We start from the raw sequence: 23010 nt of genomic DNA on the forward strand, positions 1-23010 counted from the left end.
GGCGTTGATTTAAGTGCTGTGGCACGCTGCGGTGCTAGCTGAATGACCTGTGGGTCGTGCTTGAAAAACCTAACGGATAGGTTATTATGCAGGTGTGCAAATATGCCGGACTGGTGCTCGCCGTCCTGACCTGCGACGAGCATTGCCCGCCCCACGTACATGTGGGGGCCTCTGGATGGAGAGCCCGTTTTAAATTTAGCTTTTGGCATAACAGCGTGTGCTTATGGGACGTCGTGCCCGTGCAAAACAGACCATCCGCCAAGGTGCTGGAAGGCTTGCGCCAGACGCTGATGAAGCCAGCTCATCTGAGCAAGGCTCGCGAGGTGTGGTGGAGTTCCATGCGGACGATGTGTCTGGACAGCCTGCAATGGGATGTCCGGGCGCAAGAGGTGGTGAGTCCGAAGGCGAAACGAGCCAGTGCGATAAACATCCAGTCAGCCCGCTTCGATGCTGCGAAGTACCAAACTATCTTGAGGTTAGAGGGGCAACCCGAATCTTTGGAGTTGGAGCTATGAGCAAGATCAAAGCAACCGTGCGCTTCGATCAGCCGGTGACGGATGAAGTGCTGGATCGTGCGATCGAACGCGGGAAGCAGCGCAAGAACATCGGCGTGCATGCCACCTCAGTGAATTATGTCTCGAAGCTTCATGCGTTGCTGGTGGGCTTCGCCGATCTCAGTGCAGTCGCGTTGCCAGTGAAGAACTATCCGGAGCTGGCTGGGTTGAGCGCCGCCGAACTGAAAGGCTTGGAAGTGGGCTTCGGCGGTAGTGCGTTATGCCTGGATAAGCGCGACCTGCATATCTCCATCACCGGCCTGGTGGCTGCCAGCAAGTCGCTGATGGCCATGGCCAACACGGTGGTGGCTGCCAGTCATGGCAGTCGCAGCAGCGAGGCGAAGGCGGCATCTTCACGCGAGAATGGGCGGAAGGGCGGTCGACCCCGCAAGCATGCAGCAGCGTTGGGCTGAAATCCCTTTAACCGAAAGGCGGCACGCCCCGGCCGCAGGTGGCGATGTGTTTGTTGCAAATGGTGTCTTGCACGTAGGCTGGGGCGCAAACCCCAACCTGTTTACGCGCACATCCCGATGTTGGGGTTTTGCACCCCAAGCTACGAAAAAAGCCGGCCCAAGGGCCGGCTTTTTTTCAGAAACATTGGTCGGGGTGACATGATTCGAACATGCGACTTCTACGTCCCGAACGTAGCGCTCTACCAGGCTGAGCTACACCCCGCGGGAGCCGCGTATCTTAACGGTCCCGGGTGAGCTTGGCAACAGGCGTAGCGGTCGCTGGTGATGACATCCCGCCCATGGCCGGCGAGGGGGGCGGCGGGTGCATCTGTTACCCTATTGGGCTGTCGTTCCGCGATGTTTTCACCCTTAAGCAGAGGATTCCATGGCGCTTACCCAGGCCCGCACCATGCCCGGCGTGCTCGAGCTGCTGCCGCTCGACCAGATTGCTTTTCAGCGCATGCTCGACGTGATCCGTCGCAACTACGAGCGCTTCGGCTTCCTGCCGGTGGAGACGCCGGTGATCGAGTATTCGGACGTGCTGCTGACCAAGACCGGCGGCGAGACCGAGCGGCAGGTGTATTTCGTGCAGTCGACCGGTTCGCTGGAGCAGGGGGAAAAGCCCGAACTGGCGTTGCGCTTCGACCTTACCGTGCCGCTCGCCCGCTATGTGGCCGAGCACGAGCACGACCTCAGTTTTCCCTTCCGCCGCTACCAGATGCAGCGCGTGTACCGGGGCGAACGCGCCCAGCGCGGGCGTTTCCGCGAGTTCTACCAGTGCGACGTCGACGTGATCGGCAAGGACAGCCTGTCGATCCGTTACGACGCCGAAGTGCCGGCGGTGATCTATAGCGTCTTCCGCGAGTTGGACATCGGCCCGTTCACCATCCAGCTCAACAACCGCAAGCTGATGCGTGGCTACTTCGAGAGCCTGGGCGTGACCGATCCGGAGCAACAGACGCTGGTGCTGCGCGAGGTGGACAAGCTGGACAAGCGCGGCGCCGACTATGTGCGCGACACCCTCACCGGCGAGGCCTTCGGCCTGGGCGCCGAGGCGGCGCAAAAGATCCTCGATTTCGTGCAGGTGCGCTCCAGTTCCCTGCAGGATGCGCTGGCCAAGCTCGATGCGCTGGGCCCCGGTCCGGAGGTGATGGAGCAGGGCCGCGCCGAGCTGAAAGAAGTGCTGGGCCTGATCCGCGATTTCGGCGTGCCGGAAACGCACTATGCCTTGAACCTGTCGATCGCGCGCGGGCTGGACTACTACACCGGCACGGTCTACGAGACCACGCTCAACGACCATCCGCAGATCGGCTCGATCTGTTCCGGCGGCCGCTACGAGAACCTGGCCGGTCAGTACACCAAGTCGCACCTGCCGGGCGTGGGCATTTCCATCGGCCTCACGCGCCTGTATTGGCAGCTGCGCGATGCCGGCCTGATTCATACCGCGCGCAGCACGGTGGACGTGCTCGTCACCCAGATGGATGCCGCGCAGCTGCCGGCCTACCTGGCGGTAGCCAGTGAGTTGCGCGCAGCCGGCATCGCCACGGAGGTGGTGCTGGACGGCGGCAAGCTCGGCAAGCAGTTCAAGTACGCCGATCGCGCGGGCATTCGCTTTGTGCTCGTGCTGGGTGAGGACGAGCTGGCGAAGGGCGTGGTGACGGTGAAGGACCTGCGCCGCGAGGATCAGTTCGAGGTGGCGCGGACGGAGTTGGTGAAAACGCTGCGGGTGGAGCTGGAGCAAGCCGCGGTAATGGGCTGACTGACCGCGCGTAGGCTGGAATGCCTATCCCAGCATTTCAGCGTCGTTTTATAGCTGGGATTGTCATCCCAGCCTACATAACTAATACGTTGGAGCTTTTGTGAAACAGACCATTCTCCTCGACGGCAACAGCCTCAGCCGGCAGCAACTCGTAGCCGTGGCGCGCCATGGCTACGGTGTGCGGCTCGATCCGGATCAACTCACGCGGGTGCGGCGCACGGCGGATTTCCTGGCGGAGAAGGTGAGCTGCGGCGAGCCGACCTATGGCGTCACCACCGGTTTCGGCAGCAATGCGGACAAGTTGCTGGGCGCTTATCGCCTGCGTGATGAACTGCCCGGCGGTAATCCGCACAAGCCGGAAGGCACTCTGCTGGAAGAGCTGCAGCACAACCTGATCACGACCCATGCCGTGTGCGTTGGCAAGCCGTTTTCCGCCGAAGTGGTGCGCGCGCTGTTGGTAATTCGCATCAATACCCTGATGCGCGGCCATTCCGGCATTCGTGTGGAAACGCTGGAGGCGCTGACGGAGCTGCTCAACCGCGAGGTGATTCCGGTGGTGCCGGAAAAGGGTTCGGTAGGCGCGAGCGGTGACCTGGCGCCGCTGTCGCATCTGGCGATCGTGCTGCTCGGCGGTGGCGAGGCCTTCTACCAGGGCGAGCGCCTGCCGGGCGCGGAGGCGCTGCAGCGCGCCGGCCTCAAGCCGATCCGTCTGTCCTTCAAGGAAGGTCTGGCGCTCAACAATGGCACGGCGCAGATGCTGGCTACCGCGGTGTTGGCGCTGGATACGCTGGAATATCTGCTCAACGTGGCGGACCTGGCCGCCTCGATGACCCTGGACGCCTTTGCCGGCCGCAGCGGCGCCTTGCGCCCGGAAGTGCATGCGCTGCGCCCGCATCCGGGCCAGGTGCAGACGGCCGACCATGTGCGCGACCTGCTGGCCGGCTCCACCCTGGTCGATATCCCGTATCACCTGGTGCCGCGCTTCCGTCCCTGGAGCGCCGAGGCATGGAGCAAGCCGGAGGACCAGGCGCTGAGCTTCGACATCGGCTGGGATTGGGTGCCTGCCAACCAGCGCCATGGCCGCGAGGCGTTCTACAGCCGTTTCCTGCCGTTCAAGGGCGGTAAGAAGCACCAGCCGCAGGATGCGTACTGCTTGCGTTGCATGCCGCAGGTACATGGCGCGGTACGCGATGCCTGGGCGCAGGCCTGTCGCATCATCGATATCGAGTTGAACGCCGTTACCGACAACCCGCTGATCTTCCCGGACAACACCGACGCCAAGCACATCGAGGAGCAGGTGATCTCCGCCGGCCATTTCCATGGCATGCCGCTGGCGCTGGCGATGAGCTACGTGAAGGCCGCGATTCCGGTGCTGGCCTCGATCTCCGAGCGCCGCCTCAACAAGCTGGTCGACCCGGCCACCAACGACGGCCTGCCGGCCTTCCTCACCGGCAACGAGGACGGCACCGATTCCGGTTTCATGATCGTGCAGTACACGGCCGCCGCGCTGGTGAACGACCTGGCCACGCGTGCCCATCCGGCCAGCGTGTATTCGGTGCCGACCAGCGCCAACGCCGAGGATCATGTTTCGATGGGCGCCAACGAAGCGCGCCATGTCCTTGAGATGACCGAAGACCTGAGCCACGTACTGGCATTGGAGCTGTACACGGCCGCGCAGGCGCTGGACTATCGCCAGGAAATGCTCAATGCCGCCCGCCGCCTTGCCGCGCAAGGTGATTGGCAGGCGCTGGCTTCCAAGGTGAGCAACGCGCCGCGCGAAGACCATGTGCATTACGCGCAGTTTGCACAAGAAGTGCAGCAGCTCACCGCTGCGCTCGCCGAAGTCGGCGAGTTCCACGCGGGTGAGACGGTACGCAAGGCATATGAAACCTTGCGCAAGCACATCCGGTTCATGCATCGCGACCGCGCCATGGATGGGGACGTGCGTACCGTGTGCGAGCTGGTGCAGCAGCGGGCGTTTGCGGGCGCCTAAACGCGAACGCGGGAAGGCTGGGGCACGCGCAGCAACTGCCGTGCCGCCCAGCCGAGCCACAGCAGGATCAATACGATCGTCAGCTTCTGCATGAGTCCGTGCGGAAGCTTGGGCAGGAACACCTGCATCCACAGCACGGCCGTGCCCAGCCACGCGAGCAGCAGGCCGGCGAGGCGGCTCGCACTCAAGCGCGGGTCGCGTCGCCAGCGGCTGGAAAGCATCAGCATGCCGAAGCTCAGCATGAGAAAGGTCGCTTGTGCCGACAAGCCGTGAATCAGTGCGGCGAGGTTTTCGTAGGCGCTGCCTTTGAACAGTTCGGTGGCCGCCACAATGGGTAGCAGCAGTCCGGGCAGGGCAAACAGCGCAAGCGCCAGAATGCTTCGTAGCGGTGGCGTCGTTGCGCGATAGGCGCCCACGGCAAAGAAGATCAGCGCTACGCCCATCAAGTAATACGTCAAGCGCACATACGCACCGCCTGGGCCGGTGAGATAGATGCTCAATGGCACGGCGATGGGATCCAGGTCCGTGCGCCAGAACTGTGCCGCACCGCAGACGGCAGCAAACGCAATCACCGCAATGATCATCAGGTGAGCCGCGGGGCGCATTACCGGGGAGGCAACTCCGCGGTCCATAACGTCTCCTTGTAAGGGCGGAGGGCGCCAATCCTTTCATCATACCGGCGCTGACAGGCTTAGGTAGGCTGGGATGGCAATCCCAGCATTGCCATGCATGCAGCGCAAACGATGCTGGGATTGGCATCCCAGCCTACGGCTTGCGCGATCTCTGCCCGGCCATTAGAATGCGCTCCACTGTATTAACGCGTTAGTACATTATGAAGCGCCGATCGATCGACCCCGAAACCCCGGAAGAATCCGCCAGGCTCAGCCTGTGCCGCGCCTTGCTCTCGCTGAAGAATGCGGAGGAGATGAACGCCTTCCTCAACGACCTGTGCACCCCGGCCGAGCTGGAGGTACTGGTGGATCGCTGGCGGGTGGTGCCGTACCTGCTGGAGGGCGTGTCCTATCGTGAGATTCACGACCGCACGGCGGTGAGCATCACCACCATCGGGCGCGTGGCCCGCTATCTCAATCAGGGCAGCGGCGGTTATCTCGCTGCGGCGGCGCGCGCCACGCGCGCCCGCACGGCGGTAAAAAGGACACGCGCATGAAACCCAGGGATCGCCTGCGTATCGCGATGCAGAAATCCGGCCGGCTGACCGAGCCGGCGCTGGACCTGCTCAATCGCTGTGGTCTCAGCTTCCGCCAGAGCCGCGACAAGCTGTTCTGCTTCGGTGAAGGCGAGCCGGTGGATCTGTTGCTGGTGCGGGACGACGATATCCCGGGGCTGATTGCCCAAGGGGTGTGCGACCTGGGCATCGTCGGGCGCAATGTGCTCAACGAGTTCAAGGGCGGCGCCGGCGATGGCGCTGCAACGCTGACGGAATGGCGCCCGCTGGGATTCGGCCGTTGCCGACTTTCCATTGCTGTGCCGCAGGAAATGCCTTACGGCGAGCCCAAGGACCTGCACGGTTTGCGCATCGCCACTTCGTATCCCGGCCTGCTTGCAGCCTGGCTGAGGGAGCAGGGCGTGGACGCCACCATCCTCACGCTCGCCGGTTCGGTGGAAATCGCGCCCAAGCTCGGTACCGCCGACGTGATCTGCGACCTAGTGCAAAGCGGAGGCACGCTGGTCGCCAATCAATTGCGCGAAACGGCCGTGTTGCTGCAAAGCGAAGCGGTGCTGGCCGGTCCGGAAGCACTGCCCACGGACGAACGCGGCGACATGATCGAGCTGCTGCTCAAGCGGCTGGAAGGTGTGATCCAGGTGCGCGAGTCGCGCCTGCTGTTGCTGCAAACCTCGCGTAACGCGCTCGAAGCGGTAACCCGCTTGTTGCCGGGCGGCCCCCAGCCGACCTTGCTGCCGGTGGCGGGGCAACCCGATCAGCTGATGTTGCAGGCCCTTTGCGCCGGCGAGGTGAGCTGGCGGCAATTGGAAGAAATCAAGAAGGCCGGTGCGCGCGAAATGTTCGTGCTGCCGGTCGAGAAAATGCTTGCCTGAGACGCATCAGCCATGAAACGAATCAACTGGAACGCTTTGGACGAGGCCGCACGTAACGACGCGCTGGCGCGGCCGGCGCAAGCGCGCGCGGAGGAACTGCGCCGTGGCGTGGAGCGCATCATTGCCGAGGTGTGCGCTAATGGCGATGCGGCGCTGCGCGAGCTTTCGGCGCGTTATGACCGTTGTAGCCTGGATGCCATCGAAGTCGGCGAAGCGGAATTTGCCGCGGCCGAAGCCAAGCTGGCGCCGGAGCTGAAAGCGGCCATCCGCGAAGCGGCTGCGCGCATCGAAGCATTTCACCGCGCCGCCGCGCCGCAGCCGGTTGGCGTAAACACCGCCGTTGGCGTGCGCGTGGAACGAATCCTTCGCCCGATCAACCGTGTTGGCTTGTATGTGCCAGCCGGTAGCGCGCCGCTACCATCCACAGCTCTGATGCTGGGGGTGCCTGCGAGAATCGCAGGTTGCCGCGAAGTGGTGTTGTGCTCTCCGGCGCGAGCGGACGGCACTTGCGATGAGGCTGTGCTGTTCGCAGCGCGTAGCGTGGGCGTGCATCGCGTGTTCAAGCTCGGTGGTGCGCAGGCGATCGCGGCAATGGCTTACGGTACTGAAAGCGTGCCCCGCTGCGACAAGCTGTTCGGTCCGGGCAACTCTTGGGTAACGGAAGCGAAATTGCAAGTCAGCGCCGACCCCAACGGTGCGGCCATCGACATGCCGGCCGGCCCTTCCGAAGTGCTGGTAATCGCCGATGCGCTGGCCAATCCCGCATTCGTCGCGGCCGACCTGCTGTCGCAAGCCGAGCATGGCCCGGATTCGCAGGTGGTGCTGGTCAGCCCGTCCGCCGCGCTGCTGGATGAAGTGGCTGCGGAAGTGGACTGTCAATGCGCACAGCTGCCGCGCGGCGCGATCGCGCAACAGGCACTGGAGCAAAGCCGGCTGATCGAAGTCGAGTCGCTGGCGCAGGCAGTGGAAGTCAGCAATCGCTATGCGCCGGAACACTTGATCCTGCAAGTGAGCGGCGCGCGCGAGCTGGTTGCCAGTATCGACAGCGCGGGCTCGGTCTTCGTGGGAGCGTGGACACCCGAATCCGTGGGCGACTACTGCAGCGGCAGCAATCATGTATTGCCCACCTACGGTTACGCACGCAGTTACAGTGGTGTGTCGGTGGCCAGCTACCTCAAGCAGATCACGGTGCAGGAACTGGACCCCAACGGCTTGCGCGCGATCGGTCCGTGCACGGCCACGCTGGCGGCGGCAGAGCAACTGGAGGCTCATCGCCGCGCGGTGACGCTTCGTTTGGCCGCGCTGGGGATCAGTCTATGAGCGTGCTGGACCTGGCAAGGCCGGAAATCCGCACGCTGCAGCCGTATTCTTCGGCGCGCATGGAAGCCGGCGGTGGGCAGATCATGCTCAATGCCAATGAATCGGCCTGGGAACCGGTGGGTCAAGCGGGGGCTGGTTGCAACCGCTATCCCGATCCGCAACCGGAGCCCTTGTTGCAGTCCTTGGCCAGTCTCTATGGCGTGCGGCGCGAGCAGCTGTTCGTGGGGCGCGGCAGCGACGAAGCGATCGACTTGCTGGTGCGCGCCTTTTGCCGCGCCGGCCAGGACGCGATCGTGATCCAGCCGCCGACGTTTGGCATGTATGCGGTCTGTGCGCGGATCCAGAACGCTGCGGTGATCGAAGCGCCGCTGGCGGAGGATTTCAGCCTGGACGTCACGGCTTTGCTTGGCGCGATCACGCCTGCCGTGAAGCTGGTGTTTCTGTGCACGCCGAACAATCCCAGCGGCAAGTCGATTTCGCGTGCAGCCATCGAGCAGGTAGCACAGGCTCTGGCCGGCAAAGCCATGCTGGTGGTGGACGAGGCGTATATCGAATTTTCGGAGCAGCCGAGTGCGATCGAACTGATCGGGCACTATGAGCACGTAGCGGTGTTGCGTACCTTGTCCAAGGCCTGGGCGCTGGCTGGTGCGCGCATCGGCAGCCTGATTGCGAGTCCGGAGGTGATCGCCTTGATCCGGCGGATCATGCCGCCATATCCGCTGCCGCTGCCTTGCGTTGCCGCAGCGCAAGCGGCGTTGTCGCCACCGGGACAGGCTTCGTCGCGTGCGCACCTCGCCATCGTGCGCGAGCAACGTATGCTCATGCACCGTTGGCTGACCGAGCTTCCTGGTGTGCGCGAAGTGCTACCTTCGGATGCCAATTTTCTCGCGGTGCGCTTCGCTGATGCCGGCGCGGTTTATCAGCGTTTGCTGCAGGCAGGCATCGTGGTGCGTGACGTACGGCGCTATCCAAAGTTGCAGGATGCGTTGCGCATCACCATCGGTACGCCGGCCGAAAATGCGCGAGTGCTGGAGGCCATCGCATGAGCCGCAAGATCCTATTTGTCGACCGCGACGGCTGCCTGATCGAGGAGCCGGCCGACGAGCAGATCGACAGCTACGAAAAGCTTGCCTTGCTGCCTGGCGTGATTGCAGCGTTGCAACGCATTGTTGCCGCGGGCTACGAATTGGTGATGGTCACCAACCAGGACGGCCTGGGCACGGACCGCTTTCCGCAAGCCCAGTTCGATGGCCCGCATGCCCTGCTAATGCGCATTTTCGCCTCTCAGGGGGTGCGTTTTCGCGAAGTCCTGATCGATCGCAGTTTTCCGCATGAAGGCCTGGACACGCGTAAGCCCGGCATCGGCATGATGCGGGAGTACCTGGCCGATGACGGCTGGACGCGTGCCGCATCGGCGATGGTGGGCGATCGCGAGACGGATCTGCAATTCGCCGCGAACATGGGCGTGCGTGGGTTCCGCGTCGGGCCCTATGGCATGAGCTGGGAAGAAATCGCCCACCAATTGCTCGACCGGCCGCGCGTTGCCGAAGTGCTGCGCCATACCAAGGAAACGCGCATCCAGGTGCGGGTGGATCTGGATGTCCCAGCCGAGCCGGTAGCGCATACGGGGCTGGGCTTTTTCGATCACATGCTGGAGCAGATCGGCAAGCACGGCGGATTTGCGCTGGACATCCGCTGCGACGGCGACACCAAGGTGGACGAACACCACACCATTGAAGATTGCGCGCTCGCGCTGGGGCAGGCCCTGCGCCAGGCGCTCGGCGACAAGCGTGGCCTGGGCCGTTATGGTTTCACCTTGCCGATGGACGAAGCGTTGGCCAGTGCCGCGCTGGATCTTTCCGGACGCCCGTATTTCGTGTTCGAAGGGCAGTTCCCGCGCGAGCGCGTGGGTGAGGTGCCCACGGAACTGGTGCCGCACTTTTTCCGTTCGCTGTGCGACACCCTGGGCGCGAACCTGCATCTGAGCGTGAAAGGCGAGAACGCGCACCACATGGTGGAAGCCTGCTTCAAGGTCACCGCGCGCGCCCTGCGCCAGGCGATCCGCCGCGAAGGCGATGAATTGCCGAGTACGAAGGGGGCGCTGTAATGAGCGTGGTCCTGGTCGATGCCGGCGGTACCAATATCGGCTCGGTACGCTATGCCCTGCAGCGGCTTGGCGTGGATGCGGCGTTGACCGCCGATGCGCAAAGCATTCGTTCGGCTGACAAGGTCATCTTGCCGGGCGTCGGTGCGGCGGCGCCAGGCATGGCGCGCTTGCGCGAGCTGGAACTGGTCGACGTGATCCGGTCCCTGACACAGCCCGTGCTGGGTGTGTGCCTGGGAATGCAACTGCTATGCGAGCACTCCGAGGAAAGCGATACCGCCTGCCTTGGCGTGATCCCGGCCAGCGTACGCAGGTTCGAAGAGACGCCGGAACGGTGCGTGCCGCACATGGGCTGGAATCGGCTTTCGCCGGTTGCCCATCATCCCTTGCTGAAGAACCTGGAAGAGGGCGATTGGGCCTATTTCGTGCACAGTTATGCGGTGCCGGTGGGGGATTACACCCTGGTGAGCTGTGACTACGGTATGGCGTTTTCGGCCGTGATCGCCAGCGGGAATTTCCATGGCATGCAGTTTCATCCGGAGCGTTCGGCGCAGGTGGGAGCGAAGCTGTTGAAGAATTTTCTTGAAATGTGATCGATGAATTCGCCTGCAACTGCATCGAGAGCGCGATCAACTCCCTCCCCTACGTGCAGTAGGGGAGGGCTGGGGTGGGGTGAAGTCCACCATCTCGCGATGAATGCATGCAACACGGCAAGCTCGCGCAACCCCACCCCAGCCTCCCCTGCAAGCAGGGGAGGGAGTCAGGCATTCAATTTTGCGGATCGATATGAGTTTTGAAGTTATCCCAGCCATCGACCTGCGCGGCGGACAAGTTGTCCGCCTGCGGCAAGGCGATTACGCGCAAGAAACCCAATACGCCTCTGCGCCAAGCGAATTGGCGGCGAAGTACGCCCATGCCGGAGCCCGTTGGCTGCATGTCGTGGATCTCGATGGCGCGCGCGACGGTGATTTGGCCAATATCACGGTCATCCGAGCGCTGACCAAGGCGGGGATGCAGGTTCAGGCCGGTGGCGGCGTACGTGCAGAGGAGGATGTGCACAGGCTTTTCGATGCGGGCGTGAGTCGCGTAGTGGTGGGCAGCATCGCCATTCGCGAGCCGGAGCGTGTAGCCGAATGGCTGAACAAGCATGGAGCGGAACGCTTCACCATCGCGCTGGATACACGCCGTCGCGACGATACGTGGACTTTGCCTAGTGCAGGTTGGACTGCGGACGAAACGCGCACGCTGGACGAGCTGGCGCCCTGGTATGCAGCGCACGGCGCACGTCACCTGCTGTGCACGGACATCGAGCGTGACGGCATGCTGGCGGGCTTCAACCTGGAACTTTACCGCCATCTGGCCCAAACCGTGGCGCAACTGGCCGTGCAGGCTTCCGGTGGCGTACGCTCATTGGACGACATTCGCGCGGCACGCGAGGCGGGTGCGCGTGGGGTGATTCTTGGGCGCGCCCTGCTGGAAGGGCGCTTTACGCTGGAGGATGCCTTGGCATGCTGAGTCGACGCATCATTCCCTGCCTGGACGTGCGCGACGGCAAGGTCGTGAAGGGCGTGCGTTTTCGCGATCACGTAGTGATGGGCGAAATTGTCGACCTGGCCCTGCGTTATCGCGACGAAGGCGCGGACGAGCTGGTGTTCTACGACATCACCGCGAGCCCGCAAGGGCGCAGCGTGGATCGCGGCTGGGTGGAGCGCGTGGCGCGCGAGATCGATATTCCATTTTGTGTGGCCGGTGGCATCCGCTCGGTGACGGACGCGCGCGAAGTGCTGCACGCGGGTGCAGACAAGGTGTCGATCAATTCGCCGGCCTTGGAGCGCCCCGACTTGATCGATGAACTTGCTGCCGCGTTCGGGGTGCAATGCGTGGTGGTGGGGGTCGATTCCATGCGCGACGCGGACGGCGAGTGGCGTGTGCGCCAATACACCGGCGATCCGACCAAGACGCGTTCTCTGGCGAGGCGCACGCTGGACTGGATGGTGGAGGCGCAGCGCCGCGGTGCCGGCGAGATCGTACTCAACTGCATGGACACGGACGGCGTGCGCCAAGGCTACGATCTGCTGCAGCTGGCGGCGGCGCGCAAGCTATGCGCGGTCCCCTTGATTGCCTCAGGCGGGGCAGGCACCCCGGCGCATTTTCGCGATGTGTTCACGCAGGCTCGTGTTGATGGCGCCTTGGCGGCCAGTGTTTTTCACAGTGGCGCCCTCTCGGTTCCCGATCTGAAGCGTTACCTGCAGCAGGCAGGCATTGTGATTCGCCTGCAGGAGACAGTCGGCCATGAGTGAAACAGCCAGCTATTTCGATCCGCTCGATCTCAACCAGATCGACTGGAAGAAAACGGAAGGTCTTGTGCCTGCCATAGTGCAGCATTGGCTCACGGGCGAAGTGCTGATGTTGGGCTACATGGACCACCAGGCGCTAACGCTGACGCAGACCAGCAGCATGGTGACTTTCTATAGTCGCAGCAAACAGCGCCTGTGGACCAAGGGCGAAAGCTCCGGCAACGTGCTGCACTTGAAGTCGATTCGCGTCGATTGCGACGGCGATACCTTGCTGGTGCTTGCCGATCCGCACGGGCCGACTTGCCATCTTGGCACCCGCAGCTGCTTCGGCAACGAAGTGCGCCCGCCGCTGGGCTTTCTGGCCCAGCTGGATGCGCTGGTGGAAAGCCGCAAAAGCGAACTGCCCGAAGGCAGCTACACCACCAAGCTGTTCCATGGCGGAACGCGGCGGATAGCTCAGAAGGTCGGCGAAGAGGGCGTGGAGACCGCGCTTGCTGCCGTGGCGCAGGGCGATGACGAGCTGCTGGGCGAAGCGGCGGACCTGGTGTTCCATCTCACCGTCTTGTTGCGCGCGCGGGGATTCGGGCTGGCTGATGTGGCGCAGGTGCTGGTGGAGCGGCATGGGTAGGGTCTCGCCGCATCGTCATTCCGGCGAAAGCCCATCGCCGTCCGGGGAAATTCGACGCTTGATCGCAAGGCCTTGTAGTACCTCACCGTCATTCCGGCGCAGGCCGGAATCCAGTTTCAATCCGCCGTGCGAAGCACTCAAAGCCTGATTTTGTGTCCTTCGGACGCCTATTTAGACTGGATTCCGGCCTTCGCCGGAATGACAGCGAAGGAACGATGGGCATGGCAATCCGGGATTGCCATCCCAGCCTATTGGGTCGGCGGCGTAGGAGCGAAGCGCACCGCCGGTCCAGACACGACTTCCTTGCGCCATGTAGCAAGCTGCTGCGCAATGCCCGTGCCGACGTCGATCTGCGGCTCCGACGGCGTGAGCTTGTCGTGCTGCTCCCAATCGGAAATATCGCGCTTGGCGAACTGGAAGGCGTCGACGAAGTCATCGGTCCTGTTCAGCGCATCCACCAGCCAGGCCTTGCCGAAATACGTGATGTCCGAATCGCTGCCGCAACCGAACGAACTGCGGTCCGTGCGCGCCGCGGTCAGCACGAGCGTGCCGGGGGCGTGGAGTTCGGGTACGAAGCCGCCGGAGTAGCACGCGTTCACCACCACCACTTTCCACTTGAACGGGCGCTTCTTCAGGATGCCGGCGAGGTCCGGGGCGCCGATCTGGTCCAGCGGCAGCGGGTCCATGTCGACCAGCAGGTTGTGGTCCTCGTCGCCGTGGGAGGTCATGTACAGCAGCAGGATGTCCTGCTCCGGTTTCATCACCGTGCTGAGCTGGTCGAGCGCGGCCTCAAGGTTGCTCCAGCTGGCCAGCGGGTGTGATTGCAAGGTGCCGGGATTGTTTTCCAATACCAGCGCATGCGTAGTAGGTCCGAAGCGTTGGGTGAACAGCTGGGCAGCGTATTCGGCTTCGTTGCGAAACACGTCTTCGCCGCCGTCGCCGGCGAAGGCGACCAGATACAGGTTGGTTTTGTCCGGTACTCGCGGCGACAGTTTGGATACGGCCTGGCTCAGCATGGCCGGTTGCGAGTAGATCACCTGCTCGGGCGACGGGCCCTGGCTCGGCCAGTTGTCGCCGTTGTCATTCTCGTCCGCGTCATTGCTGGACGAGGACGGTGACGGCGCTGAGCTGCTGGATGCCACGGCCGGTTCGGCAGGTTCAGAGGATGGATGGTGCCCGGCCGCCCACAGCATCACCAGCACGCCGGCGGCGAAGGAGAGCAGGGCAGTCAGTGCAGTGCGCGTGCGCATGGCTGTCGCCTCAGGGCTGGATGGCGTCGAAGCTGGTGTAGGCGGGATGTCTGGGCTGGGGCGGAATCTCCAGCGGTGGCCGCAGCAGCCAGCCGGTGTGCAGCCCGGCGGCACGGGCGGCATCCAGTTCCTGCTCGACGTCGGACAGGAACAGCACGTGCTCGGGCCGCTCGCCGATCGCCTCCACGATACGCTGGTAGGAGACCTGCTCGCGCTTGGGTCCGGTCTCGGTGTCGAAGTAGCCGGCGAACAGCGGAGTGAGGTCACCGGACTCGGTGTGGCGGAACAGTAGCTTCTGGGCCTGCACCGAGCCCGACGAGTACACGTACAGGTGCAACCCCGCGCCGCGCCATGCGTGCAGGCACGCAGCGACTTCCGGGTACATGTGCGAGCGGTATTCGCCGGCTTCGTAGCCTTCCTGCCAGATCATGCCCTGGAGCGCCTTAAGTGCGGTGGATTTGCGGTCTTCGTCGATCCAGCGCAGCAGCAACTCGATGATTTCCTGCCGGCTTGCTTCGATGATCCCGGCCTCCTTGGCCGCTTCATGCAGCCAGTGCTGCACCTCGGGCCGGTCGCCATGGGTTTCCACGTAGGCCGGCAAGCGCTTGCGGGCATAAGGGAACAGCACGTCCTTGACGAAGCTGATCGAACTGGTGGTTCCTTCGATGTCGGTGACGATGGCGCGGATGGCGGTCATGGGGGCGGGGAGCAAAGGGGGCTCCCAAGCTTAGCGTGCGCTTGCGCCGGTGCAAGCGGTTGATTTCGTAGGCTGGGATGGTAATCCCAGCCTACGCGGTCGCCAGTGGCTCCATCCGCGGGAATTGCTGGGCGATATCCGAGCCGGTGAATTGGGCCACCCAGCCTTCCTTGTTGGTGAACAGGCGGATCGCCACGAAATAGGGGGCTTCGCTCATGTCGAACCAGTGCCGGGTGCCGTCCGGCACACCGATAAGGTCGCCCTGTTCGCACAGGACGTCGTAGACCTTGCCATCGATGTGCAGGGTGAACTGGCCCGCGCCGGCCACGAAGAAGCGCACCTCGTCCTCGCTGTGGGTGTGCTCGCTCAGGAACTTCTGGCGCAGGGTGGCGCGCTCGGGGTGATCGGGCTTGAGGCTGATCACGTCGACCGCCTGGTAGCCTTCTTCGCGCATCAGGCGATCGATGTCGGCACGGTAGGCAGCGATCACTTCTTCCTGGCTGGCGCCGGGGGCGATCGGCTGGCTGGCGGCCCATTGTTCGAAGCGTACGCCGACCTTGCCCAGCTCGCCGGCGATGCTGGCGTGATCCGTGTGCACCGAGAGCGGGTTGTGCGGCTGATGTTCGTCAAAAATGCGCAGGCGGCTCATGCGTTCAGTCTCCTGAGATCGAGTTCGCAGCCGAGCAGGAATTCCAGCGCTTCCAGATGACGGCGCGCCTCGGCCATGTCATGACCCCAGGTATAGATGCCGTGGCCGTTGATCAAGTAGGCGTGCAGGGGTTGACCGGACGCGATCCAGGCATCCACTCGCGCCACCAGTTCGGGCATGTGCTGGGTGTTGGGGAAGACGGGAATGCTCAGCACGCTTTCGTGCGTGGTGTGGCCGCGGATCGCCTTTTGCAGCTCCCAGCCTTCCAGCCGGATGACGCCGTCGGCGGCGAACAGGCGCGAGGCCACGCTTTGCGTGCGCGAATGCGTGTGCAGCACCACGTTTACTTCGGGCCAGCGGCGATATACCTGCGTGTGCAGCTCGGTTTCCGCGCTGGGGCGCGAACGGGTGCCGACCGCCTGGCCGTGCATGTCCACCAGCATGATGTCATCGCGACCGAGCTTGCCCTTGTCGCGCCCGGAGATTGTTATTGCAGCGTGTTCGTGGTCCACGCGCATCGAAAAATTGCTGCTGGTGGCGGGCGTCCAGCCGTGTTGCGCCAGTTCGCGCGCAGCGTCGGCGATCGCGTCGGCGCGCTCGTAAAACAGCGCGGCGGGAATGGATGCAGGCAGGTCTTGGCTCATGGCATATGGACGTCCAAATGGAAGATGACTATAGCACGGCGGAAAAAGCGCCAAATGCGAGTTATTCGCGAAGAGGCTTCCGTGCGTCGCATGGGTTTAGGATGGGCGAAGCATCGCCGCAGTTCCCGCGGCGGACTTCCGTGCCATGAGGATGGATATGTCAGGACAAGAAGAATTCGAATCACGCCGTCGTTTCCTCAAGTTTGCCGCCGGCACCGCCGCCGCAGCGGTACTGGTGAGCGGGTTGCCGCGCGTCGCACGTGCGGATGACCTGCCGCATGTTTCCGAAGCGGATTCCACGGCCAAGGCGTTGGGCTACGTCGAAGATGCCAGCAAGACCACCGATGCCAAGCACAAGCCTGGCGATAACTGTGCCAACTGCCAGTTCTACACCGGTGCTGCAGCGGGTTACGGGCCATGCCAGTTGTTCCCCGGCAAAGCGGTGGCAGCGAAAGGCTGGTGCATCTCGCATACCGCCAAACAGGCTTGATGCCTGGTTTGACGAACCGAGGCCGGCTTCGCGCCGGCCTTTTTTGTTGGCGTGTCCCTGCGGCGCATAAAAAAACGCCTGTACGAGACAGGCGTTTGTAAAGAAACGAAGGGGTGTTGCTGAAAGGTGCTACCCGGACGCGTCAGGTCGAGGAGCTAGCTGGCCTGACGCGCCGGGTCGCGATCCGGGGCCCACTGCCAAGTGATCAACCCACGGGCTACCGATGATACTCCGGTTGACGGAAATACGGCGGGCCAGGGCAGGAAATTTGTTGCGCCTTAAATTTTTATCTTTATATTTCAAATAGTTGCAACAAAAATCCGAGACATCACCTTCAATTCATTAAAACGCCGTTAGTGACTGATTGGTGTCTTTTCGCGACATTTCACGGTCGATCGCGTCAAATGGCCGACGTTTGGCCCTTTGCCGTGCCATTGGCAAGCCGCAGGCGACTATGGCGAACTCCATAGGTGAAATAAATCGCAAAGCCGAACAGGGTCCAGACCACCATCAGGGCCCAATTGAACCAATCGAAGGTCATCAGCAACGCAGTGCAGCTCAGCACGCCGCCCACGCAGATGACAGGAGCCCACGGCACGCGGAAGGTGCGGGGCAATTTCGGCGCGGTATAACGCAGGATCAGCACGCCCGCGCAAACGGCCACGAACGCGATCAGCGTGCCCATCGAGGTGAGGTTCGCCAGCAGGTCGAGCGGGAACACGGCCGAGAGCAACGCAATGCTGCCGCCCGTGATGAGCGTGTTGATATGTGGCGTGCGATGGCGTGGATGGATGCTGCTGAATATCTTCGGCAGCAAGCCATCGCGCGCCATGATCATGAAAATGCGCGGTTGCGCGATGATCATCACCAGGATCACTGAGGACAGGCCGATCATCGCGCCGACTTCCACGATCAGGCGCAGCCAGCCGAGTTCGGGGTGCCCCTTGATCGCGGTAACGACCGGCTCGGGGGTGCCAAGCTGGGTGTAGGAAACGAGCCCGGTCAGCACGGCGGCCATCGCCAGGTACAGCACCGTGCAGATGACCAGCGATACCAGGGTGCCGAACGGAAGATCGCGCTGCGGGTTCTTGCATTCCTGGGCGGCGGTCGAGGTGGCTTCGAAGCCGATATAGGCGAAGAACACCATGCCGGCGCCACGCAGGATGCCGTCCCAGCCGTATTTATGATCGCCTTGCGGCGCCGGAATGAACGGATGCCAGTTGGCCGGATCGACGTAGCGATAACCGGCTACCACCACCACAATGATCAAGCCTACCTTCAGCAGCACCATCAGGAAGTTGATGCCGGCCGATTCGCGAATGCCGATGTAACACACCCAGGTCAGCGCCATCACGATGGCGACGGCGGGCAGGTTGAACAGGTGCCCGGTCGCGACCAGCGCTCCGTTGGTGTAGGCAAACGGAGCATCAGTGAGCGAGGACGGCAGATGGATGCCGACATGATCGAGCAGGCTGACGAAGTAGCCGGTCCAGCTGGTGGCCACCGCGGAGGCGGAAATGCCGTATTCCAGCACCATGTTCCAGCCGATGAACCATGCCACCAGTTCGCCGAGAGTGGCATAGGCGTAGGAGTAGGAGCTGCCGGAAATCGGAATCAGCGTAGCGAATTCCGAGTAGCACAACGCCGAGAAACCGCTGCAGATCGCCGCCAGGATGAAAGAGATGAGTACTGCCGGCCCTGCGTGATCGGCCGCGGCCTGGCCCGTCACCACGAAAATGCCCGTGCCGATCACGGCGCCGATGCCCAATGCGGTAATGCCCCACGGACCGAGAGTCCGGCGCAAGGCGGGGCCGTGCGAAGACTCGTCTTCGGAAAAATCGGTTTTGCGGGCGAACAGCTGTTTCAGCATAGGGATCCCTGAAAGAAAGCCGGCACGGTGGGATCACCGTGCCGGATCAGATTCACTCGATAACGCAGAGCACGGAACCTCAGGCAGGTTCGGTGCCGTTGGCCAGGTGGCTGTTGCGGCGACCGTATAGGAAATACACCACCAGGCCGAAGATGCCCCAACCGAAGAACACTTTAATGGTCGTCCACGGCAGGTTGACGAAGAGCAGTAGGCAGCCGACGATCGCAAGCGGGCACACCACCCACACCATCGGCGTGCGGAACGGACGCTTGCGATCAGGCTGCGTAACGCGCAGCACCATCACTCCGATGGCCACCATCAAGAACGCAAACAGTGTGCCGGAGTTGGTGATGTCGGCAAGCTGGCCGACCGGATAGATCGCGCCGAACAGTGACACGAACAGGCCAGTGATCAGGGTAATCACGTGCGGAGTGTGGAAACGCGGATGAATCTTGGACAGCGAAGCGGGTAGCAGGCCATCGCGCGCCATAGTGAAGAAGATGCGCGTCTGGCCATAGGTCATGGTGAGGATCACCGAAGGCAGGGCGATGCTGGCGGCGGCACCGATCACGTCACCCCACCAATTGTGGTGCAACACGCGCAGGGCATGTGCAAGTGCTTCCTTGCTGCATACCAGCGCTTCGGAACCTTTACAGGCCAATGCCATTTCCGGCGTACCCGGTTGCAGCATGACGCCGCCAGGCCCGGTTATGGGCTGGGCGCCGACCGAACCGATCGCGCCATAGCTCACCAGCAGGTAGTAGACAGTGCAGATTCCGAGCGAACCGATCAGGCCGATCGGAATGTTGCGGTTGGGATTCTTGGTTTCCTCCGCGGCGGTGGACACGGCGTCGAAGCCTATATAGGCGAAGACGATGGATGCGGCCGCACCCAGCACGCCGATGCCGCCCATCGGGTTGCCCCAGCCATTGGGTATGAATGGATGAAAGTTCGTTTCCTGCACTTTGGGCAGGGCGATCACGATGAAGACGGTCAACGCGATGACCTTGATCAGCACCAGTATGGAGTTGACCTTGGCCGATTTCGACGTGCCGATGACCAGCAGGAACGTCACCACCGCCCCGATCGCGAAGGCCAGCAAATTGAAGCTTCCGCCATCCATGGGGCCGGCACGCAGGAACGCGGGCAGTCCAAGTCCGTGGCTGGCAAGCAGGCCGTTCATGTAGCCCGACCAGCCTACGCATACTGTGCTGGCAGCGATCGTGTATTCCAGGATCAAGGCCCAGCCGACGACCCACGCGAGTCCTTCACCGAGCACACCATAGGTGTAGGTGTAAGCGGAACCTGCCACCGGGACCATCGAAGCGAGTTCAGCGTAAGCCAGCGCAGCCAGTGCGCAGACAACCGCGGCAATCACGAACGAGATCATCATGCCTGGGCCGGCCTTTTGCCCGGCCTGTGCCGTGAGTACGAAAATACCGGTGCCGATGATGGCGCCCATGCCGAGCATGGTGAGCTGGAATGCGCCAAGCTGTCGCGTGAGGCCCTTCTTTTCGGCCGTGGCTAGAATCAGGTCAAGTGGCTTGACACGTTTGAATAGCATTAAATGCTCCCCGAGGACGAATGCCTCGTTTATCTACAGCTCTGGTATCAGCCCGAAGGCCCGAGGCATCGGTAAACCATAGCCCAGCGGAGGGCGCTGGTACAAGCTGCATTGCGGTTAAACAGCCTCGGTGCAGATCCCTTCCGACTCCGTTTTTCCAAGATCCGATGGCACTTGCGTTTTGTTCGCAGCCTGCTATCAGAACGCCATGTTGAAAGCCGCCATGGGTGTCATGAACGCATCGTTGTCGCGGCCGGCGAAGCTGAATTGCACGCCGGCAATCAGGCCGAAGCGATCGTTAAAGTTGTATTCCGCGGCGGGCGCCAGACTGTAGACATCGCGCGAGCCGGCGCGCCGCTCAAATATCGTCAGTTTGTCGCCAGTGTTCGTCACGCCTCGCAACTGGGAGGGACCTGTGCGGTCGTAAGTCAGGTCCAGGGCCAGTGCCCACTGTGGATTGATGCTGTATTCGGTGCCGACGGCTGCGCCCAGGCTTTGCCCCAGGCGGGCGATGCCGTGGAAATCCTTGGGGGTGCCATAAGTGCTGTGGCCGTTTACGTTCACGCCGCTTGGCGGCAGGCTGTAGCTGAGCGAAGCGCGCACGCGCAGCGGACGGTGGTTGGGCAGCCAAAACATTTGTTGCGCCCGTAGCGAAAGTGTATCGATGCTGGCACCGTTGCCATTGGCATTGAACGGATTCTCGTCGAGTTGATCGTAATTGCCAGTGGGAAAGCGATGCGAATAGAACACGGATACGGCAGGGTGCTTTTTATCGGTGCCGGGAGACAGCAGCAGATACTGGGCGCCAACGGCGGTGTCACCGACCTTCCAGCCGTCCGAACTGAGATTGCCGGACATCGAATGCACTGCGCCAAGCGTGGCTTGCACCTGGAAGCGATCGGTAAGCCCAAAGAACATCGGCAGGGACAGTTGCCATTGGCGCAGACCAGGCTGCACAGGCTGTTCGTTGCCGCTGCTGCCGTAGGCGGAATCGCTCTTGTAGTACATCAAGTAGGGTTCGATCAGGAATGTACCCTGCGGCAGGTTCATGGGATTGGGCGTAATCAGCGGTCCGGTAAAGTTGACATCCGAATCCGTGGCGCCAGCCTGGGCGCACCAGCCGGGGGAGGTGAACAGCAGTGCAAGGATCACGTGTTTCAGGCAGGAGTGTTTCATGGGATAGGTCTCGAGCGCGGTGAACAAGTGGGCTCGGCAAGCGAGCGCCGGCTTTTGATCGAGGCTAATCAAGGCGACGCGGCCGATCTATCGAATTACTTTTAAAATGCTCCGCCGTTAGTCGTGGTTTTCCATAGGAGACATGCGTGACTTTGCTTCAGACATTGCGCAACTATGCGCAGGCTTTTCCTGATGATCCGCACGTTGTGGCATGCCTGGCTTTTCTGCAGCAGACTGAGCACCCCTTCGATCGCGAACACCTTGCCGGCCATTTCACGGGTTCGGCCTGGCTGGTGAGTCGCGACGGCGAGCGGGTGCTGTTGACGCATCACCGCAAGTTGCAGCGCTGGTTGCAATTGGGCGGGCATGCCGATGGCGACAGTGACCTGGCGGCGGTGGCGCTGCGCGAAGCCGGCGAGGAATCAGGGCTGCAAGGCCTGACCGTCGAGCAGGGCATTTTCGATGTCGACCGGCATTGGATACCGGAACGCAAGCACGAACCGGGACACTGGCATTACGACGTGCGCTACGTGGTGCGCACTGGCGAGAGCGAAGACTACGCAGTCAGCGATGAATCACTGGAGCTTGCCTGGGTGTCGATCCGCGGATTGGCTGATTCGCGGGATACTGACGAATCGATGCGGCGCATGGCGAGGAAGTGGTTGGCGCGCGGGAGCGCGCAGGTTGGGGTGTAAACCCCAACGGTCCCGTTTTTTGTCCTCGCACGATTGCTGCATTTCGTATGCGGCTGCATTGCCTGCGGCGCTTTCGGACACCGTAGGCGCTCGAGTCACCTTTCTGTGCTGGCGGTTTCAACCGGATAACGTAACCCTTTTTTTTTGGACTTCGCACGGTTGCTGTATCGCGCACATGTGATGCATTGCCTGCGGCGCTTTCGGTCCCTTTAGGGACCGAAAGCGCCGCAGGCAATGCAGCCAATCATGACAAGCAGCAACTGTGCGTGACCAAGGGGGCAACCTACCCGTAACGTGCCGGCGCTGGATTGAGATGCCCGCATGCCGTGCACGTGCGCGCTTGCTTTGAGGTATAGAAACGATCGAACACCGGCGGGAAGTCGGTCTCGATGTTCTCAAGCGTGAAATACTCTTCGTACAGCTTGTGGTTGCAGCGCTCGCAGAACCATAGCAAGCCATCTTTTTCATGCCCGAGACGGCGCCGCTCGATCACCAAGCCGATCGAATCGGGCATGCGCTGCGGCGAGTGCGGCACGCGCGGCGGCAGGTAGAACAGTTCGCCGGCACGTATCGGAATATCGCGGGCGGTCCCCTCGTCCTGCACCTTCAGTACCATCTCGCCCTCGATCTGATAGAAGAACTCGGGGCCTTCATCGTGGTGATAGTCGGTGCGCGCATTGGGGCCGCCGACGATCATGATGATGAAATCGCCGTCGACGATGCATTTGTTGCCGACGGGCGGCTTGAGCAGGTGGCGATGCTCGTCGATCCAGCGCTGCAGGTCGATGGGTGGGAATAGGGCCATGGACA

At 62.5% G+C, this 23010-nt stretch carries 23 protein-coding genes and 1 tRNA gene; 14 read left to right on the plus strand and 10 right to left on the minus strand.

What is annotated here, in order from left to right; translation table 11 throughout:
- Positions 1–511 precede the first annotated feature (511 nt).
- The gene (locus tag EKH80_RS17940) at positions 512–967 is read left to right on the plus strand and encodes a DUF2442 domain-containing protein (RefSeq protein ID WP_126686165.1); all 456 of its coding nucleotides are present in this window, start codon (positions 512–514) and stop codon (positions 965–967) included.
- Between the two features lie 185 nt (positions 968–1152).
- On the opposite strand, the gene EKH80_RS17945 is transcribed toward EKH80_RS17940, so the two are convergent.
- Positions 1153–1229 (minus strand) — tRNA-Pro (locus tag EKH80_RS17945).
- Between the two features lie 162 nt (positions 1230–1391).
- On the opposite strand from EKH80_RS17945, the gene hisS reads away from it, so the two are divergent.
- Positions 1392–2765: a histidine--tRNA ligase gene (gene hisS, locus EKH80_RS17950; protein ID WP_126686166.1), complete on the plus strand. Its 1374-nt coding sequence runs from the start codon at positions 1392–1394 to the stop codon at positions 2763–2765.
- Positions 2766–2865: 100 nt separating this feature from the next.
- A complete protein-coding gene (locus EKH80_RS17955; protein WP_126686167.1) occupies positions 2866–4758 on the plus strand; it encodes an HAL/PAL/TAL family ammonia-lyase in 1893 nt (630 codons plus the stop codon).
- Here EKH80_RS17955 and EKH80_RS17960 read toward each other — a convergent pair.
- Entirely contained in the window at positions 4755–5390 is a 636-nt protein-coding gene (locus EKH80_RS17960; protein ID WP_126686168.1) for a DUF998 domain-containing protein, read from the minus strand. The genes EKH80_RS17955 and EKH80_RS17960 overlap by 4 nt on opposite strands.
- 200 nt (positions 5391–5590) lie before the next feature.
- Between EKH80_RS17960 and EKH80_RS17965 the strand changes: the two genes are divergently transcribed.
- The 9 genes from EKH80_RS17965 to hisIE all read left to right on the plus strand — a co-directional run bounded on the left by EKH80_RS17965 (position 5591) and on the right by hisIE (position 13165).
- Positions 5591–5926, plus strand: a complete 336-nt coding sequence (locus EKH80_RS17965) for a YerC/YecD family TrpR-related protein (protein WP_126686169.1) — start codon at positions 5591–5593, stop codon at positions 5924–5926.
- Positions 5923–6816, plus strand: coding sequence for an ATP phosphoribosyltransferase (hisG, locus tag EKH80_RS17970; protein WP_126686170.1), 894 nt, complete (start codon positions 5923–5925; stop codon positions 6814–6816). Before EKH80_RS17965 ends, hisG begins: the two co-directional genes overlap by 4 nt.
- A 12-nt stretch (positions 6817–6828) precedes the next feature.
- A complete protein-coding gene (hisD, locus tag EKH80_RS17975; RefSeq protein WP_126686171.1) occupies positions 6829–8136 on the plus strand; it encodes a histidinol dehydrogenase in 1308 nt (435 codons plus the stop codon).
- A complete protein-coding gene (hisC, locus tag EKH80_RS17980; protein WP_126686172.1) occupies positions 8133–9182 on the plus strand; it encodes a histidinol-phosphate transaminase in 1050 nt (349 codons plus the stop codon). Before hisD ends, hisC begins: the two co-directional genes overlap by 4 nt.
- Positions 9179–10243, plus strand: a complete 1065-nt coding sequence (gene hisB, locus EKH80_RS17985) for a bifunctional histidinol-phosphatase/imidazoleglycerol-phosphate dehydratase HisB (RefSeq protein WP_126686173.1) — start codon at positions 9179–9181, stop codon at positions 10241–10243. Before hisC ends, hisB begins: the two co-directional genes overlap by 4 nt.
- Positions 10243–10833 carry an imidazole glycerol phosphate synthase subunit HisH gene (hisH, locus tag EKH80_RS17990; RefSeq protein ID WP_126686174.1) on the plus strand — a complete coding sequence of 197 codons (591 nt, stop codon included), beginning with the start codon at positions 10243–10245 and terminating at the stop codon, positions 10831–10833. Before hisB ends, hisH begins: the two co-directional genes overlap by 1 nt.
- Before the next feature lie 193 nt (positions 10834–11026).
- The gene (hisA, locus tag EKH80_RS17995) at positions 11027–11755 is read left to right on the plus strand and encodes a 1-(5-phosphoribosyl)-5-[(5-phosphoribosylamino)methylideneamino]imidazole-4-carboxamide isomerase (protein ID WP_126686175.1); all 729 of its coding nucleotides are present in this window, start codon (positions 11027–11029) and stop codon (positions 11753–11755) included.
- Entirely contained in the window at positions 11749–12540 is a 792-nt protein-coding gene (hisF, locus tag EKH80_RS18000; RefSeq protein WP_126686176.1) for an imidazole glycerol phosphate synthase subunit HisF, read from the plus strand. The genes hisA and hisF overlap by 7 nt, the downstream gene beginning before the upstream one ends.
- A complete protein-coding gene (gene hisIE, locus EKH80_RS18005) occupies positions 12533–13165 on the plus strand; it encodes a bifunctional phosphoribosyl-AMP cyclohydrolase/phosphoribosyl-ATP diphosphatase HisIE (protein WP_126686177.1) in 633 nt (210 codons plus the stop codon). Before hisF ends, hisIE begins: the two co-directional genes overlap by 8 nt.
- A 248-nt stretch (positions 13166–13413) precedes the next feature.
- Here hisIE and EKH80_RS18010 read toward each other — a convergent pair whose 3' ends face one another.
- The 4 genes from EKH80_RS18010 to EKH80_RS18025 form a co-directional block, all read right to left on the minus strand.
- Positions 13414–14415, minus strand: coding sequence for a C13 family peptidase (locus EKH80_RS18010; RefSeq protein WP_126686178.1), 1002 nt, complete (start codon positions 14413–14415; stop codon positions 13414–13416).
- A gap of 10 nt (positions 14416–14425) precedes the next feature.
- Positions 14426–15112: an acireductone synthase gene (mtnC, locus tag EKH80_RS18015; RefSeq protein WP_126686215.1), complete on the minus strand. Its 687-nt coding sequence runs from the start codon at positions 15110–15112 to the stop codon at positions 14426–14428.
- A gap of 91 nt (positions 15113–15203) precedes the next feature.
- On the minus strand, positions 15204–15761 hold the full coding sequence (locus tag EKH80_RS18020) for a 1,2-dihydroxy-3-keto-5-methylthiopentene dioxygenase (protein WP_126686179.1): 558 nt from the start codon (positions 15759–15761) through the stop codon (positions 15204–15206).
- Positions 15758–16405, minus strand: coding sequence for a methylthioribulose 1-phosphate dehydratase (locus tag EKH80_RS18025; RefSeq protein WP_126686180.1), 648 nt, complete (start codon positions 16403–16405; stop codon positions 15758–15760). The genes EKH80_RS18020 and EKH80_RS18025 overlap by 4 nt, the downstream gene beginning before the upstream one ends.
- Before the next feature lie 157 nt (positions 16406–16562).
- Between EKH80_RS18025 and EKH80_RS18030 the strand changes: the two genes are divergently transcribed.
- A complete protein-coding gene (locus EKH80_RS18030; RefSeq protein WP_126686181.1) occupies positions 16563–16895 on the plus strand; it encodes a high-potential iron-sulfur protein in 333 nt (110 codons plus the stop codon).
- 400 nt (positions 16896–17295) lie between these two features.
- Here the strand turns inward: EKH80_RS18030 and EKH80_RS18035 are convergent, their stop codons facing one another.
- The 3 genes from EKH80_RS18035 to EKH80_RS18045 all read right to left on the minus strand — a co-directional run bounded on the left by EKH80_RS18035 (position 17296) and on the right by EKH80_RS18045 (position 21505).
- Complete coding sequence (locus tag EKH80_RS18035; protein ID WP_126686182.1) at positions 17296–18765, minus strand: amino acid permease; 1470 nt, start codon at positions 18763–18765, stop codon at positions 17296–17298.
- Between the two features lie 79 nt (positions 18766–18844).
- Positions 18845–20329, minus strand: a complete 1485-nt coding sequence (locus EKH80_RS18040) for an amino acid permease (RefSeq protein ID WP_126686183.1) — start codon at positions 20327–20329, stop codon at positions 18845–18847.
- 198 nt (positions 20330–20527) lie between these two features.
- Complete coding sequence (locus tag EKH80_RS18045) at positions 20528–21505, minus strand: hypothetical protein (protein ID WP_126686184.1); 978 nt, start codon at positions 21503–21505, stop codon at positions 20528–20530.
- Positions 21506–21651: 146 nt separating this feature from the next.
- Between EKH80_RS18045 and EKH80_RS18050 the strand changes: the two genes are divergently transcribed.
- A complete protein-coding gene (locus tag EKH80_RS18050) occupies positions 21652–22200 on the plus strand; it encodes an NUDIX hydrolase (RefSeq protein ID WP_126686185.1) in 549 nt (182 codons plus the stop codon).
- 283 nt (positions 22201–22483) lie between these two features.
- On the opposite strand, the gene EKH80_RS18055 is transcribed toward EKH80_RS18050, so the two are convergent.
- Positions 22484–23005, minus strand: a complete 522-nt coding sequence (locus tag EKH80_RS18055) for a 3-hydroxyanthranilate 3,4-dioxygenase (protein WP_126686186.1) — start codon at positions 23003–23005, stop codon at positions 22484–22486.
- Positions 23006–23010: the final 5 nt, after the last annotated feature.

It is taken from the genome of Dyella choica, from assembly GCF_003977665.1.
GTDB classification, from domain to species: domain Bacteria; phylum Pseudomonadota; class Gammaproteobacteria; order Xanthomonadales; family Rhodanobacteraceae; genus Dyella_B; species Dyella_B choica.